This is a genomic window from Pseudoduganella sp. UC29_106 (assembly GCF_044055365.1).
In the GTDB taxonomy this organism is placed as follows: Bacteria; Pseudomonadota; Gammaproteobacteria; order Burkholderiales; family Burkholderiaceae_D; genus Rugamonas.
This window is the reverse complement of the sequence record NZ_CP171977.1, coordinates 927,815-942,305: the sequence shown is the minus strand read 5'-3', so window position 1 is coordinate 942,305 and position 14,491 is coordinate 927,815. Positions and strand designations below refer to the sequence as shown.

At 65.8% G+C, this 14,491-nt stretch carries 13 protein-coding genes and 3 pseudogenes; 10 read left to right on the top strand and 6 right to left on the bottom strand.

Annotated features, from left to right (window positions below; translation table 11 throughout):
* Window positions 1–15: 15 nt before the first annotated feature.
* Window positions 16–738, top strand: coding sequence for a VacJ family lipoprotein (locus ACHMW6_RS05015; protein WP_395406066.1), 723 nt, complete (start codon window positions 16–18; stop codon window positions 736–738).
* Here ACHMW6_RS05015 and ACHMW6_RS05010 read toward each other — a convergent pair.
* The 4 genes and pseudogenes from ACHMW6_RS05010 to ACHMW6_RS04995 form a co-directional block, all read right to left on the bottom strand.
* Complete coding sequence (locus ACHMW6_RS05010) at window positions 735–914, bottom strand: hypothetical protein (protein ID WP_395406065.1); 180 nt, start codon at window positions 912–914, stop codon at window positions 735–737. The two genes, ACHMW6_RS05015 and ACHMW6_RS05010, sit on opposite strands and share 4 nt — an antisense overlap.
* A 79-nt stretch (window positions 915–993) precedes the next feature.
* Window positions 994–1,245: pseudogene (locus ACHMW6_RS05005) on the bottom strand (squalene--hopene cyclase); the annotation flags it as partial.
* Between the two features lie 152 nt (window positions 1,246–1,397).
* Window positions 1,398–3,386 (bottom strand): annotated as a pseudogene (gene shc / locus ACHMW6_RS05000) (squalene--hopene cyclase).
* Window positions 3,387–3,648: 262 nt separating this feature from the next.
* Window positions 3,649–5,961: a DNA polymerase II gene (locus tag ACHMW6_RS04995; protein ID WP_395406064.1), complete on the bottom strand. Its 2,313-nt coding sequence runs from the start codon at window positions 5,959–5,961 to the stop codon at window positions 3,649–3,651.
* 92 nt (window positions 5,962–6,053) lie between these two features.
* Here ACHMW6_RS04995 and ACHMW6_RS04990 point away from each other — a divergent pair, with 92 nt between their 5' ends.
* The 4 genes from ACHMW6_RS04990 to ACHMW6_RS04975 are packed head-to-tail and all read left to right on the top strand — an operon-like array spanning window position 6,054 to window position 10,088.
* Window positions 6,054–8,381 (top strand): FdhF/YdeP family oxidoreductase, encoded by a 2,328-nt coding sequence (locus ACHMW6_RS04990; protein WP_395406063.1) that lies wholly within the window; start codon window positions 6,054–6,056, stop codon window positions 8,379–8,381.
* A gap of 52 nt (window positions 8,382–8,433) precedes the next feature.
* Window positions 8,434–9,297 (top strand): STAS domain-containing protein, encoded by an 864-nt coding sequence (locus tag ACHMW6_RS04985; protein WP_395406062.1) that lies wholly within the window; start codon window positions 8,434–8,436, stop codon window positions 9,295–9,297.
* Window positions 9,298–9,304: 7 nt separating this feature from the next.
* Window positions 9,305–9,661 (top strand): STAS domain-containing protein, encoded by a 357-nt coding sequence (locus tag ACHMW6_RS04980; RefSeq protein WP_395406061.1) that lies wholly within the window; start codon window positions 9,305–9,307, stop codon window positions 9,659–9,661.
* A 43-nt stretch (window positions 9,662–9,704) separates the two neighbouring features.
* On the top strand, window positions 9,705–10,088 hold the full coding sequence (locus ACHMW6_RS04975) for an ATP-binding protein (RefSeq protein ID WP_395408534.1): 384 nt from the start codon (window positions 9,705–9,707) through the stop codon (window positions 10,086–10,088).
* Here the strand turns inward: ACHMW6_RS04975 and ACHMW6_RS04970 are convergent.
* A complete protein-coding gene (locus ACHMW6_RS04970; RefSeq protein ID WP_395406060.1) occupies window positions 10,085–10,252 on the bottom strand; it encodes a hypothetical protein in 168 nt (55 codons plus the stop codon). The two genes, ACHMW6_RS04975 and ACHMW6_RS04970, sit on opposite strands and share 4 nt — an antisense overlap.
* On the opposite strand from ACHMW6_RS04970, the pseudogene ACHMW6_RS04965 reads away from it, so the two are divergent.
* A pseudogene (locus ACHMW6_RS04965) lies at window positions 10,178–10,408 on the top strand (ATP-binding protein); the annotation flags it as partial. The gene ACHMW6_RS04970 and the pseudogene ACHMW6_RS04965 sit on opposite strands and share 75 nt — an antisense overlap.
* 62 nt (window positions 10,409–10,470) lie before the next feature.
* On the opposite strand, the gene ACHMW6_RS04960 reads toward ACHMW6_RS04965, so the two are convergent.
* The gene (locus ACHMW6_RS04960) at window positions 10,471–10,776 is read right to left on the bottom strand and encodes a hypothetical protein (RefSeq protein ID WP_395408811.1); all 306 of its coding nucleotides are present in this window, start codon (window positions 10,774–10,776) and stop codon (window positions 10,471–10,473) included.
* Between ACHMW6_RS04960 and ACHMW6_RS04955 the strand changes: the two genes are divergently transcribed.
* From ACHMW6_RS04955 to ACHMW6_RS04940, 4 genes are read left to right on the top strand one after another with little or no spacing between them, the layout of a single operon-like run.
* Window positions 10,684–11,097, top strand: a complete 414-nt coding sequence (locus tag ACHMW6_RS04955) for a SpoIIE family protein phosphatase (RefSeq protein ID WP_395408533.1) — start codon at window positions 10,684–10,686, stop codon at window positions 11,095–11,097. The two genes, ACHMW6_RS04960 and ACHMW6_RS04955, sit on opposite strands and share 93 nt — an antisense overlap.
* On the top strand, window positions 11,094–11,717 hold the full coding sequence (locus ACHMW6_RS04950) for an anti-sigma regulatory factor (protein WP_395406059.1): 624 nt from the start codon (window positions 11,094–11,096) through the stop codon (window positions 11,715–11,717). Before ACHMW6_RS04955 ends, ACHMW6_RS04950 begins: the two co-directional genes overlap by 4 nt.
* A 31-nt stretch (window positions 11,718–11,748) precedes the next feature.
* The gene (locus ACHMW6_RS04945; RefSeq protein WP_395406058.1) at window positions 11,749–12,840 is read left to right on the top strand and encodes an ATP-binding protein; all 1,092 of its coding nucleotides are present in this window, start codon (window positions 11,749–11,751) and stop codon (window positions 12,838–12,840) included.
* 8 nt (window positions 12,841–12,848) lie between these two features.
* On the top strand, window positions 12,849–14,372 hold the full coding sequence (locus ACHMW6_RS04940) for a response regulator (protein ID WP_395406055.1): 1,524 nt from the start codon (window positions 12,849–12,851) through the stop codon (window positions 14,370–14,372).
* Window positions 14,373–14,491 lie beyond the last annotated feature (119 nt).

Below are 14,491 nucleotides of genomic sequence, written 5' to 3'. Positions count from 1 at the left end.
CAGGAGCTAAGCGTCATGAAGCGATCGTCCCTCTGCCCCTCGCTGTTGCTGTGCGCCGCGCTGGCCGGCTGCGCCACCGGACCAACCGCCACCCCGGGCGACCCGCTGGAGCCGTTCAACCGCACCATGTTCAAGTTCAACGACAAGCTGGATCAGTACGTGGCCAAACCGCTGGCCCAGGGCTACCAGGCCATCACGCCTTCGCCCATCCGCACCGGCGTCACGAACTTCTTCAGCAACCTGGGGGACGTGGGCAATACCATCAACAATCTCCTGCAGGGCAAGCTGCAGGATGGCATGGAAAGCCTGATGCGGGTGGCGATGAACACGGTGTTCGGCCTGGCCGGCGTGCTCGATGTCGCCACGCCCGCCGGCATTCCCGAGCATTCGCAGGACTTCGGCCTCACCCTCGGCAACTGGGGCGTGCCGTCCGGATCCTACCTGGTGCTGCCCCTCTTCGGCCCGAGCACCTTCCGCGACGCGCCGGCCATGTGGGTCGATTATCAGCTTGATCCGCTCACCTATGTCGATTCCGATACGCGCACGCCGCTGCGCGTGCTCAATATCGTCAACACGCGCGCCAACCTGCTGAACGCCAGCACCCTGCTGGAGGAAGCGGCCCTCGACAAGTACACCTTCGTGCGCGACGCGTGGACCCAGCAGCGCCAGAACAAGATCGACGAAGGCAAGGAACGCGAGCTGCCCAAGTACGAGGAACCGGAAGAGAAGAAACCCTAGGACTGCAGCGCGCCGAAGCGCTCGCCCAGCACGCGGCGCGCATCGCGCAGTGCGCTGCGGGCGCGCGCCGCATCGCCGGCCAGCCGCAGCATGGCCGGCAACTGCCCCGGATAGCGCAACAGCTCGCGCAGCAAGGGCCCCAGCGCCGTGCTGCCATCGTCGCCAAAGCCCGCCAAGGCGGCACTGGGGCACTTCCCTTCCGGCCGGATCGACAATCGCGCGGCAGGCCGCAAACGGCACGCCCGCATGCCGCGCCACGCGCGCGCCGATATGCGACTCCATGTCCAGCGCCACGGCGCCGGAAGCGCTTTGCAGGATCTGCTTCTCCGCCACGGTGACCAGCGGCGCGTCCACACCGGCCAGCACGCCGCCGACGGCCCGCGGCAAGAGTTCCTGCAGCGCCGCGGTCCATGCCGCATCGCAGGGCAGCACGCCGGTATGGGTGACGATGCCGACAGGGACGATCAGTGCGCCGGCCGGCAGTTCGCGCGCCAGCCCGCCGGCCATGCCGAAACTGATCACGCCGGCGCAGGGCCGGCGCAGCCGCTCGGCCAGGGCATTGGCCAGCGCCTCGCCGCGCAGGCCAAAGAGCACTTCCGCCGGGGCGGCAATCTGCGCCTCCAGCGCCATGCCGGTCAACACGACGATAGGCGCGGTGGTCACATCCCCCACCGGACGCCCGATACTCCTTCGCGGCGCAGGTTGCTGTAGCGGGCCAGGGCCCACAGCAGGAAGTATTGCGCATAGCCGTGGTAGCGCAGATAGAACACGCGCGGGAAGCCGACGGCGGTGAAGTGCTCTTCGTGCCAGGTGCCATCGTCTTCCTGGCTGGCGACGAGGTAGGCGATGCCGCGCGCCACCTCCTCGCTGTCCGCCTCGCCCGCCGCCATCAGGCCGAGCAGGGCCCACGCCGTCTGCGACGGTGTGCTGGGCGCCGGTTCATGGCCCTTGTAATCCATGCGGTAGCTGTCGCCCGCCTCGCCCCCAGCCGCCATCCGCATTCTGGATGCTGCGCAGCCAGGCGGCCGCGCGCCGTATCGACGGGTGTTCCGCATCCAGTCCCGCCGCGTTCAGGGCGCACAGCGCGCTCCAGGTGCCGTAGATATAGTTCGTGCCCCAGCGCCCGAACCAGCTGCCATTCGCCTCCTGCTCGTCCAGCAGGTATTTCAGCGCCAGCCGCGCTGCGGGAGCGGATACCCCGCCATCCATTTGCGCCAGCATCGACAGGCAGCGCGCCGACACGTCCGCCGTCGGCGGGTCGAGCAGCGCGCCATGGTCGGCGAAGGGAATATTGTTCAGGTATGTGTGGGTGTTTTCCGGCTCGAACGCGCCCCAGCCGCCATTGGTGCTCTGCATGCCGACCACCCATTCGCGGGCGCGGGCAATCGCTTCGCTGGTCGGCACCAGGTCCGTTCCAGTGCTGGGCACATGCTCGCCCAGGGTCACATCGAAACGGTGCAAGGCCATCGCCACCACGGCCGTATCGTCCACGTCCGGATAGTGGGGATTCTCGTACTGGAAAGCCCAGCCGCCGGGGCGCAGGCCGGGACGGCGCACGGTCCAGTCACCCTCATGGTCCAGCACCTGCAGCCGGCGCAGCCATTGCAGGCCGCGCGCCGCTGCCGCGGTGGCGCGCGGTTGCGCCACTTCCAGCAAGGCGTGACAGGCCAGGGAGGTATCCATATCGGCGACAGGCAGGGCTGGCAATAGGCTTCCTGCTCGCGCACCACCAGCAGGCGGTCGATGGCGGCGCGCGCCTGGGCCGCCTGCGGATCCGTGCGCGGCACGCCCAGCGCGTCGAACATCAGCACGGCGTTCACCATGGCCGGGAAGATCGCGCCCAGGCCATGCTCGCCGTTCACGCGCTCGCGCACGAAGCGCTCCGCCTGGTTCAGGGCGCGCTGGCGTACCCAGCGCGGAATCAGCGCCTCGCCCAGTCGCGCCACCGCGTCCGCGGTGCGGAACACCATGTACCACAGCTTGTGCTGGTGCGGTGCGCAGGGCGGCAGGCCGACTTTGCGCGGCGGGTTGCGGAACAGTTCATCGATCGTCACGCCGCGCGGATTGCGGGCGCGCGGCCGCAGGCTATTCAGCACCAGCAGCGGCACCATCACCGTGCGCGACCAGTAGGACACTTTCGACACATGGAAAGGCGCCCACAGCGGCATCAGCATCAGCTCCACCGGCATCATCGGAACGCTGCGCCACGGCAATATTCCATACAATGCGAGCAAGGTCCGGGTGAATACATTGCTGGCGGCCGCGCCGCCCAGTTCGAGGATGCGCCGGCGCGCCCGCTGCATATGTTCGGCCTCGGGCGAATCGCCCATCATCTTCAGCGCGAAATAGGCTTTCACGCTCGCGCTGATATCCGCTTCGCCGTGCGCGAACAGGGGCCAGCCGCCATCCGGGTTCTGCACGCGGCGCAGATAGCGGGCAATGCGCTCTTCCAGTTGGATGTTCGGGGCTTCCCCCATGTAGTGCACGAGGAGGACATATTCCGCGGAGATCGTGGAATCCGCTTCCAACTCATATAACCAGTGGCCGTCTTCACGCTGACGGGACAGGACGGCATCGAGTGCCCGCTCAAGTGCCATCTCCGCATCGCGCGGCGCCGGTTGGGGTTTTGCTTGTCGTAGCTGGGCCATATTCACCTGAATCACTGATTGATACGATGGGGCCAATAACGATGCCGGGAAGCTTTAGCAACTCGGCAAATTATAGCAATCTGGCTGATCGTCGCAACATTCTGCGAGCAATCCCTCTGGCGAGGACACCTATATTCTCACGGCTTGCTCTTCCTTGCAGAAGAGTGCCACGCCTGCCCCTGCACACGCCCCGCCGCAAGACGTGACGACGCCAGCTTAATAAAATATAGTCTCTGCCTCGTTAAGCCAGCGTTAATCGGGTCTAGAACAGATTGCCCTGGGCCGTGGTCAGGTTGGCGAAGCTGTCATTCAGCGGGAGCAGGATGGAGTCGGCGATGGGTTCCAGCTGCTTCGTCAGGTAATGTTCGTAGTCGATGGCGGAGTGCAGCGCTTCCAGCGGTTCTGGGCCGTTCCGCGTCATCACGTAGCTGATCCAGCCGCCGTTCTGGTAACGCAAGGGGCGCTTCATCGAGGCGTTGAATTCGTCCGCAATGCGGGCGGCGCGCACCTGGGGCGGCACATTGACCTGATATTCATCCAGCCGCTGGCGCAGGCGCTTGCGGTAGACCAGCAGTTCGTCCATCTGGCCGGCCAGCGTCTTGCGCGCGTATTCGCGTACATAGTCTTCGTAGGGCTCCGCATTGAACACCAGCTTGAACAAGCCTTGCTGGAATTGCTGCGCCAGTGCTGTCCAGTCGCTGCGCGCCACTTCCAGGCCACGGTAGATCATCTCGCCTTCGCCGGTCAGGCCCGCATAGCGCTTCTTGCTGCCCATATCGGTGCCGCGGATGGTGGGCATGAAGAAGCGCTGGTAGTTGGTGTCGAACTCGATTTCGAGATGGCTCTCCAGGCCCAGCTCTTCGCGCAGCCAGGTGCGCCACCAGCTGTTGATCTTGTCGACCAGGCGGCGCGCCACGGCCAGCGCTTCGTCGTTGCCATGGGGCCGCTTGAGCCAGATGAAGATGGAATCGGTGTCGCCGTAGATCGCGTCGTAGCCCTCCTCCTCCACCAGCTCCACCGTGCGCTTGATCATTGCGTGGCCGCGCAAGGTGACCGAGGAAATCAGCTTCGGATGGTAGAAACGGCAATCGGTCGAGCCCAGCACGCCAACGAAGGAATTCATCAGCAGCTTGAGCGCCTGCGACAGTGCCTCGTTCTTCTCCCGCTTGGCAGCATCGCGGCCCTGCCACAGCTGGGTGGTGATGGTCGGCAGGCAGTGGCGCTCGCGCGAGAAAACGGCGCCGCGCATGCCCGGCACCGTGGTGGACGCGTCCTGCGCCGCCATGCCGACCACCATGCCGACCGGGTCCACCAGGAAGGTGCGGATGATGGAGGGGTACAGGCTCTTATAGTCCAGCACTAGCACGGAATCGTACAGGCCCGGCTTGGAATCCAGCACGAAGCCGCCCGGCGACGGCTGCGGTTCCACCTCGCCCACATTTGGCGCCACGAAGCCTTCGCGGTGCATGCGCGGCAGGTAGTGGAAGTTGAAGGCGGCAATCGAGCCACCCATGCGGTCCGGTTCCAGCCCCGTTACATGGGCGCGTTCGAGGATGAAGGCCATCAGCTTTGCCTTCTCGAAGATGCGCGTGACGAGTTCGCAGTCCTTCAGGTTGTAGTAGGCCAGCGCCGGCTTGTCTTCGTGGAAGCGGCGTTCGATCTCGGCCATCTTGTCATAGGCGTCGCCGATATCCTTGCCCTCGCCCAGCATCACCTGCGACACATTTTCCAGGCTGAAGGACGAGAACGACCACGATGCGGCGCGCAGCGCCTCGATGCCGTCGATAACGATGCGGCCGGGAACCGAGGCGAATACATAGCCTTCGCGCATGCCATGTGTGCGCCAGTCGATTGCGCGGCCTTCGCGTCCCAGCTGCAACGGGACCTTGTGCTTCTCCGCATTCTTCTGCAGCACGCGCAGGTCGAACTGCACCACGCTCCAGCCAATGATCACGTCCGGATCGTGCTCGCGGAACCAGGCATTGAGCTTTTCGATCAGCTGGCGCGGCGTGGCGCAGTATTCGAGGGCGAAGTCCAGCGCCGGAGCATCGGCGGGCGCTTCGCCCAGCATATACACCTGGCGCTGGCCGCAGCCTTCCAGCGCGATCGAGTACAGGTCCTCGAAGGCGCTGGTTTCGATATCCAGCGACACCAGCTTCAGCTTCGGCCGGTATTCCGGCGCTGGCCGCATCTTGTCGCCGTCCACCTCCACGCCGGCCGTGATGAAGCGCTCCATCAGGAAGCGCTCGGGCGGACGGATATCGGCCTCCAGCAGGGGAATGCCGCGCTCGCGCAATTTCTTCTCCAGCGCCAGCAGCTGCTTGTAATGCGTGGCATACACGCCGACCACCGGCTCGTGCTGGAAGGTCTTCAGCGGCAGTTCACGCACGTCGATGCCACGCATGTCCTCCAGCAGCGGCTCGATGGTGGAGCGCAGGCTGGCTTCGGCAAAGGCGACCGAAGGCTGGGACGTCAGCGTGATCTTGCGCGGACCGTCATCCGTGGCCAGCCAGAACTCGATTTCGGTGCCGTCGCGCGTGTCGCGCCAGTGGCGGGTAAGTATAAAACCTTGCATGCCAAAATTATACTGTACGTACATACAGTCCGCAGATCCCGGCTGCAGGGGCCGTGATATAGTCGCGCCTCTTTTACTTCCGGTGCCTGCCCATGAATGACCGAGTGTTCCCGATCCGACCTTACGACAAGCCTGCCGGCGGACTGGGTTCGCTGCACGGCACGGCGAAGGCCTTGCAGGAACACGGCGCATTCCCGGCGCTTGCCACGCTCACCCGCCTGAACCAGCCGCAGGGCATCGACTGTCCCGGCTGCGCCTGGCCGGACACGCCCGGCGGCAAGACAGTCGACTTCTGCGAACAGGGCGCCTGGGCCGTCGCCCACGAAGCGACCAGGCGCCGCGCCACGCCGGCATTCTTCGCCGCGAACACACTTGCGGCACTGCGCGAACGTGAAGAATGGGAACTGGAAAGCTTCGGCCGCCTGACCGCGCCGATGCGTTACGACGCCGCCACGGACACCTACCTGGAAATCAGCTGGGAAGAAGCCTTCGTCCTCGCCGGCGGCGCCCTGCGCGCGCTGGAGCACCCGGACCGCGCCGTCTTCTACGCGTCGGGACGCAGCAGCAATGAAGCCGCCTTCCCCTACCAGCTGTTCGCGCGCGCCTTCGGCACCAACAATATGCCGGACTCCTCGAACTACTGCCACGAATCCTCGGGCGACGCGCTGCGCCTGTCGCTGGGCGTGGGCAAGGCCACCATCACGCGCGAAGACTTCGAGCATGCGGACGCCATCTTCGTCTTCGGCCAGAACCCCGCCACCAACCACCCGCGCATGCTGGGCGACCTGCGCGAGGCGAAAAAGCGCGGCTGCAAGATCGTGGTCTTCAACACGATGCTGGAGCGCGGCCTGCAGGCATTTGCCGATCCGCAGTCGGCAGCCGAAACCCTGACCGGACGCGGCACGCCGCTGGCCGATGCCTATTACCAGGTGCGCCTCGGCGGCGATTTCGCGGCGCTGATGGGCATGGTCAAGGCCATCCTGGCGGCCGAGGCCCGCCGCGGCGGCGTGCTCGATCGCACCTTCATCGATGAACACACGGACGGCTTCGGTCAGTTTGCCGCCGCCGTCGCCGCCCACGAATGGCCGGCGCTGGAAGCGGCCAGCGGCCTGACCCGCGCGCAAATGGAGGAAGCCGCCGCGATCTACGCCGCGTCGAACGCAACGATCGCCACCTGGTGCATGGGCCTCACCCAGCACGAGCATGCGATCGAAACCCTGCAGACGCTGGTCAGCCTGATGCTCCTGCGCGGCAATGTGGGGCGCCGCGGTGCGGGTCTAATGCCGGTGCGCGGCCACTCCAATGTGCAGGGCGATCGCACCGTTGGCGTGACCAACCGCCCGAAGCAGGAATGGCTGGACGGCCTGCGCGCCGTGTTCGGCTTCGAGCCGCCGCAAGCCTACGGCCTCGACGCGATCGGCGCCATCAAGGGCCTGCTGGACGGTGAAGTGCACGCCTTCCTCAGCCTGGGCGGCAACTTTGCGGTCGCAGGGCCGGACAGCCCGCGCGTGCTGCAGGCATTGTCACGCACGGCGCTCACGGTCCACATCGCGACCAAGCTGAATCGCACCCACCTGCATCCCGGCCACCTTGGCCTGCTGCTGCCCTGCCTGGGCCGTACGGAACTGGACCAGCAAGCCGGCGGCGCCCAATTCGTCAGCGTGGAAGACACGGCCAGCGTGGTCCACGCCTCCGCGGGCCGCAACACGCCAGCCAGCACGCAACTGCGCTCCGAGCCCTTCATCGTCACCGAACTGGCGCGTCACACGCTGCCGGACTCGCCCATCGACTGGCGCGGCATGGGCCGCGATTACGACATCACGCGCGACTGCATCGAACGCGTGGCCGCCCACGCCGTCGAAGGCTTCGGCCACTACAACCGCAGGATCCGCGAACGCCTCGGCTTTCGCCTGCCCAATTCGGCCGGCGCGCGGATCTGGCACACGGCCAGCGGCAAGGCGCGCTTCAGCGCGCATGCCCTGCCGCAGGACACCATCATGTCCCGCGCCCGCGCCGCCTACGGCGACAAGGTGCTCTGCCTCGCCACCGTGCGCGCCCACCGCCAGTACAACACCACCATCTACCGCGATCCGCAAGGTGAAGTGGACCGCTACCGCGGTGTGCACGGCACGCGCAAGGTGCTGTTCATCGGTCCTTCGACCCTGCAGCGGCTCGGGCTGCAGGATGGCGACAGCGTCACCGTGCGCGCCGCGGCGCCGGACGGCATCACCCGAGAACTCAGCGGCTACCGCCTGGTCGAGCGGCCACTGCCGGATGGCGACGTGATCGGCTATTTCCCCGAGCTAACGCCCCTGATTTCCCCCGAACTCGTCGCGCGCGGATCGAATACACCGGCATTCAAAGAGGTTCCTGTACTATTGGTTAAACCGCTTCAATCGTGCAATAAAGTAAAGAAATAAATGCTAGACTGGCCTCCTTCGTTATAAGAAAACAACTAGGGGGATCGCGGTCATGAGTCAGGCAACCACCGGCCATCTGGCCAAGATTTTCGTCGACCATCAGGATGCCCTGCTGGACGGCTGGCTGAATAGCATGCTGTCCCGCCTGGTGCGCCGCGACAAGGCGGCCGAGGCCGAGATCCGCCAGCAGGCGGCGCGCTTTATCCCCCTGGTAGCGAGGGCCCTGGACAAGGGCCAAAGCTACGACATCGACCAGGCTTCCTGGGCCGAAGTGCGCCACCTGCTTAGCGACATTTCCGCCGCGCGCGCGCGCCACGGCTTCACGCCAACGGAAACGGCGACCTTCATTTTCTCCCTCAAGGAACCCTTGTTCGCGCTGCTGCGTCAGACGCTGGAGGGCAATAGCTCGGCCCTGGCCACCGAACTGGTGGAAACCGGCGCCCTGTTCGACCAGCTTGGCCTGTTCACCGTCGAGGAATACCAGAAGGGCCGCGAGTCCATCATTCAGCTGCAGCAGCATGAGTTGCTCGAGCTCTCGACCCCGGTGGTCCAGTTATGGAAGGACGTGCTGGCCTTGCCGCTGATCGGCACCCTGGACAGCGCGCGCACGCAGGTGGTGATGGAGAGCCTGCTGCAGAAAATTATCGATACCGGCGCCTCGATTGCCATCATCGATATCACCGGCGTACCGACCGTGGACACCCTGGTCGCCCAGCACCTGCTGAAAACCGTGGCGGCTGCGCGCCTGATGGGCGCCGACTGCATCATCAGCGGCATCCGTCCGCAGATCGCGCAAACCATCGTGCACCTGGGCGTCAACCTTGAGGACGTGATTACCAAAGCGTCTCTTGCCGATGCCTTCATGGTGGCGCTGAAGCGCGTCGGCGCCTCCGTCACCTATCAGAACGCCGTGTGAGGCCGGCATGGAACGCATTCCCATTCTCAAGATGGGCAACCTGCTGCTGGTCACGATCCAGGTAGACATGCACGACCGCCTGGCAATGACGCTGCAGGATGACCTGACGGCCCGCATCGTGAAGGAACACGCACGCGGTGTGCTGATCGATATTTCCGCGCTGGACATTGTCGATTCCTTCATCGGCCGCATGATCAGCAATACTGCCGCCATGGCGCGCGTGCTCGATGCGCGCACGGTGCTGGTCGGCATGCAGCCCGCCGTGGCGATCACACTGGTGGAACTGGGCCTTACGCTGCATGGCGTGGAGACCGCGCTGAACGTCGAAAAAGGCGTCCAGCTACTACAGCGCCACCTCAGCTGAGCGAGGCCACGCCGTGAGCCACAACGACGTCGATGCACTGGTAATGCAGATCCGCTCCGACGAGGATGTCGTCCGCCTGCGCCAGGCGGTGCGTGAGCAAATGATCGCCATCGGATTCACCCTGATCGACCAGACCAAGATGATCACTGCCGCCAGCGAGCTGGCGCGCAACACGCTGCGCTACGGTGGCGGCGGCGAAGCGCACCTGCTGAAGGTTGGCGGCAGCCGGCGCGGGCTGCACGTGGCCTTTATCGACCACGGCCCCGGCATTCCGGACATCGCGCAGGCGCTGACGGACGGCTATACCACCGGCGGCGGCATGGGCCTCGGCCTTTCCGGCGCCCGGCGCCTATCCGACGAATTCGATATTGCCTCCACACCCGGCCAGGGCACAACTGTGAAGATCACCAAATGGAAACCATTCTAGGCGCTGCTGGCCGCCAGACCTGTCACGGACTGGCCGATACGAGCCAGGTGGCCTCCGCGCGCCGCGCCGCCAGTACCCTGTGTGCAGGCCTGGGATTCGACGAATTCAGTGTGGGCGAAGTGGCGCTGCTGGTCACCGAGGCCGCCACCAATATTCTCAAGCATGCGGGACGCGGCGAGATCCTGCTGCGCGCTTCGCAGGATGGCGGCATCGAGATCGTGGCGCTGGACCGGGGGCCAGGCATCCGCAATTTCGGCGCCAGCTCAGCCGATGGCACGACGACGGCGGGCAGCTACGGCGTGGGCCTGGGCGCCATGCGCCGCCTTGCCACGCTATTCGACGTGTACAGCGCTCCCGGCAAAGGCACGGCCATCCTGATGGCCTACTGGCCGCGCGGAGCGCCCCGCTCCGATGGCAGCCTGCTGTACGGCGTGGTCTGCCTGCCGCTGGCCGGCGAATCCACTTGCGGCGACAGCTGGTCGCTGGCCTGCTCGGCCACCACGGCCACCGTGCTGCTGGCGGACGGGCTGGGGCATGGCCCGGAAGCGGCCAGGGCATCGGAAATGGCAGCCACGGTGGCCATGCATACGCCGAGCTGCCCGCCGCCGTACTGCTGCAGGATATCCACGCCGCCCTGCACCATACCCGCGGCGCGGCGGTCGCCGTGGTTTGCTTCGACATGCTGCACGAACAGCTGCAGTTTGCGGGAATCGGCAATATCGCCGCCCACCTGGTACAGGGCAGCCAGAGCCGCCAGCTGGCGTCGCATAACGGCATTGTCGGCAGCAATATGCGCAAGGTGCAGGAATTCCCGGCGGTCTGGGACAGCAGCGCCACCCTCGTGCTGCATTCGGACGGGTTGGCCTCGCGCTGGGACCTGGACGATTATCCTGGCCTGCTGCACTGCCACCCGGCCCTGCTGGCCAGTGTGCTGTACCGCGATTTCCGGCGCGGCCGCGACGACGTAAGCGTGCTGGTGCTGCGCGACCGCCAGGGGTGGCAACCATGAGCCTGCGCATCCTCAGCCTCGGCGTGCATGCGGAACTGGACGTGGTGGCCTCGCGCCAGCGCGCACGCCAGATCGCGGCCCTGTGCGGCTTCGGCGGCCAGGACCAGGTGCGCATCGCCACCGCCGTTTCGGAACTGACGCGCAACGTCTATAACTATGCGCGCGCCGGGCGTGTCGATTTTTCGGTGGAAGGCGAGACTGCGCCGCAGTTGCTGGTCATTACCATCGCCGACCAGGGCCCGGGCATTCCACATCTGGACGTGGTGCTGTCCGGCCGCTACCAGTCGTCGACCGGCATGGGCCTGGGCATCGTGGGCGCCCGGCGCCTGATGGACCAGTTCGACATCCAGACCGCGCTCGGCGCAGGCACCACCGTCACCCTGAAAAAGCTGCTGCCTTACGAGGCGAGCCTGCTCACGCCGGAACTGGTGGGCGCCATGGGCGCCCAGCTCACAGCGCTGCCGGCCGACGTCACGCTGTCCGAAATGCAGCAGCAGAACAAGGAGTTGCTGGCCACGCTGGCGGAGCTGAACACGCGCCAGGAAGAATTGCTGCAGATGACGCGCGAGCTGGAAGACACCAACCGCGGCGTGGGCGGCGCTCTACGCGGAGCTCGATGAAAAGGCCGACCACCTGCGCCGCGCCGACGAAATGAAATCGCGCTTCCTCTCCAATATGAGCCATGAGTTCCGTACGCCGCTCTCCTCCATCCGCGCCCTGGCCCGGCTGCTGGTTGAACGGGCCGATGGCGAGCTCACATCGGAACAGGAAAAGCAGGTGCTGTTCATCCTGAAAAGCGCCGAAGGGCTGGCCGAACTGGTGGACGATCTGCTGGACCTGGCCAAGATCGAGGCGGGCAAGGTCGACATCCGTCCCATCAAATTCGATGTGGCGGAATTGTTCAGCGCCCTGCGCGGCATGCTGCGTCCCCTGCTGGCGGGCGCGCGCGTCGAACTGATCTTCGACGAACCGGCCGTGCCGCTGCATATGTACTCGGACGAAGCCAAATTGTCCCAGATCCTGCGCAACTTCATTTCCAATGCCTTGAAGTTCACTGAGGCAGGCCATGTGCGCGTGTCCGCCACCCTGCAGGGAAACCTGGTGCGCTTCGCTGTCGAGGACACCGGCATCGGCATCGACGAGGCGTACCAGCAGGAGATTTTCGAGGAATTCAGCCAGGTGGAGAACCGCCTTCAGCAACGCGTGAAAGGCACGGGGCTCGGCTTGCCGTTGTGCCGCAAGCTGGCAGCCCTGCTGGGCGGCAGCGTGTCCTTGCGCAGCGCGCCGGGCCAGGGATCGACCTTCAGCGTCACGCTGCCGCTGCAATGCGAACAGCGGCACGGCGAGGCGCCGGATCTGGAGCCGGAAGCGGCCGATGGCGACGGCCTCCCGGTGCTGATCGTCGAGGACGACCGCTCCACGCTGATGCTCTACCGCAGCTTCCTGCGCAATACGCCATTCCGCGCGGTATGCGCGCGCAGCCTGTGGGAAGCGGAGCAGGCCTGGGCCGGCGAAAAACCCGTGGCCGTGATACTTGACCTTTGCCTGCAGGGCGAGGACAGCTGGCGCTGGCTTAGCCAGGCTAAGGGCAGCGAGCAGCGCAAGCACGTACCGGTGCTGATCGTGTCCGAAATCTCGGACCGGCAAAAAGCCTTCTCCCTGGGTGCGGACGCCTATTTCAACAAACCGATACTGCGCGAGGAACTGCTCGCCCAGCTCAAGGCCGCGTGCCATTTATCGTGAGGCCATACATGTCCAGCCCCACTGAAGACCTGATCCTGAACGTCGACGACACCGACGCGGCACGTTATGCCAAGACGCGTATCCTGACCCGCGCCGGCTTCCGCGTGATCGAGGCGGCGACCGGCGAGGAAGCGCTGGCCAGGGCCGCCGGCGACAGCCCGGCGCTGGTGCTGCTGGACACCAAGCTGCCCGATATCAGCGGCTTCGATGTGTGCCGACACCTGAAGGAAAACAAGTCCACCGCCTACATCCTGATCCTGCAAACTTCCGCCTCCTACGTCGCCACCCCGGACAAGGTGCGCGCCCTCGACTGCGGCGCGGACAACTACCTGTTCGAGCCCATCGAGCCCGAGGAGCTGGTGGCCAATGTGCGCGCCCTGCTGCGCCTGGGCCGCGTTGAACGCGAGCTGCGCGACATGGACCGCCGCAAGGATGAATTCCTGGCCATCCTGGCGCACGAGCTGCGCAATCCGCTCGGTCCGATCCGCAACGCCGTGGAACTGCTGCGCATGTCCGACCCGTCGCCATCGCCGGTGCACGAACATGCGCGCCAGATCATCCTGCGCCAGACCGACCATATGGTGCGCCTGGTGGACGACCTGCTCGATGTATCGCGCATTTCGCGCGGCAAGATCGCCCTGCGCCGCGCCCCGCTGGACCTGTGCGCCGTAGTGAGCGGCGCGCTCGAGACCAGCATGCCCAATATCGAAGCGCGCCAGCACCAGCTGGAGCTGCACTTGCCGGACGAGCTGTGGCTCGATGGCGATGCCGTGCGCCTGACCCAGGTGATCGGCAACCTGCTGAACAACGCCGCCAAATTCACCTTGCCCGGCGGCCGCATCATCGTCAGCGTGCTGCGCGAAGGCGAGGACGCCATTGTGCGCGTGCAGGACAGCGGCATCGGCATTGCCTCCGAACAGACGGGCCGCATCTTCGACCTGTTCAGCCAGGCCGGCCATGCGCCGGACCGCGTGCAGGATGGCCTGGGCATCGGCCTTTCCCTGGTACAGACCCTGGTGCGCCTGCATCGCGGCAGCGTAACGGCCAGCAGCGCCGGCGAAGGCCAGGGCAGTACCTTCGAAGTGCGGCTGCCGGTGGATGCCGCCGCCGCCGGCGCGAAGGCGGCAAGCGCAGCCGCCGGCCTGGCTGCGCCACAAAACCAGCGTATCCTGGTGGTGGACGACAATGTGGACTCCGCCCATATCATCGCCTCGCTGCTGCAGCTGGCCGGGCATGAAACCCATGTGGCGAGCAGCGGCGGCGAGGCCGTGGAAGCGGCGCAGGCGCTCAGGCCGGATATTATTTTCCTTGATATCGGCCTGCCGGACATGCGCGGCGAGGAAGCCGCCTCCCGCATCCGCGCCCTGCCCGAGCTGGCCGGCACCGTGCTGGTCGCCCTCAGCGGCTATGGGCAGGACCGGGACCGCGCCACCGCCATCGCGGCCGGCTTCGACCTGCACCTGACCAAGCCCGTGACCCTGGACATCCTGACCGCCACCATCGCCAGCCTGGCGCCCCGCGCCAGCACATAAACCCTGCAGCGGCGGGGCCTGCGAACCGCTCTGCTAGAATGCGCGTTCGCAAATCTCCCCTCTTACATAAAAGACACCATGCGATATCTTAGCACTCCCCCTGCTGGCAAGCCTGCTGG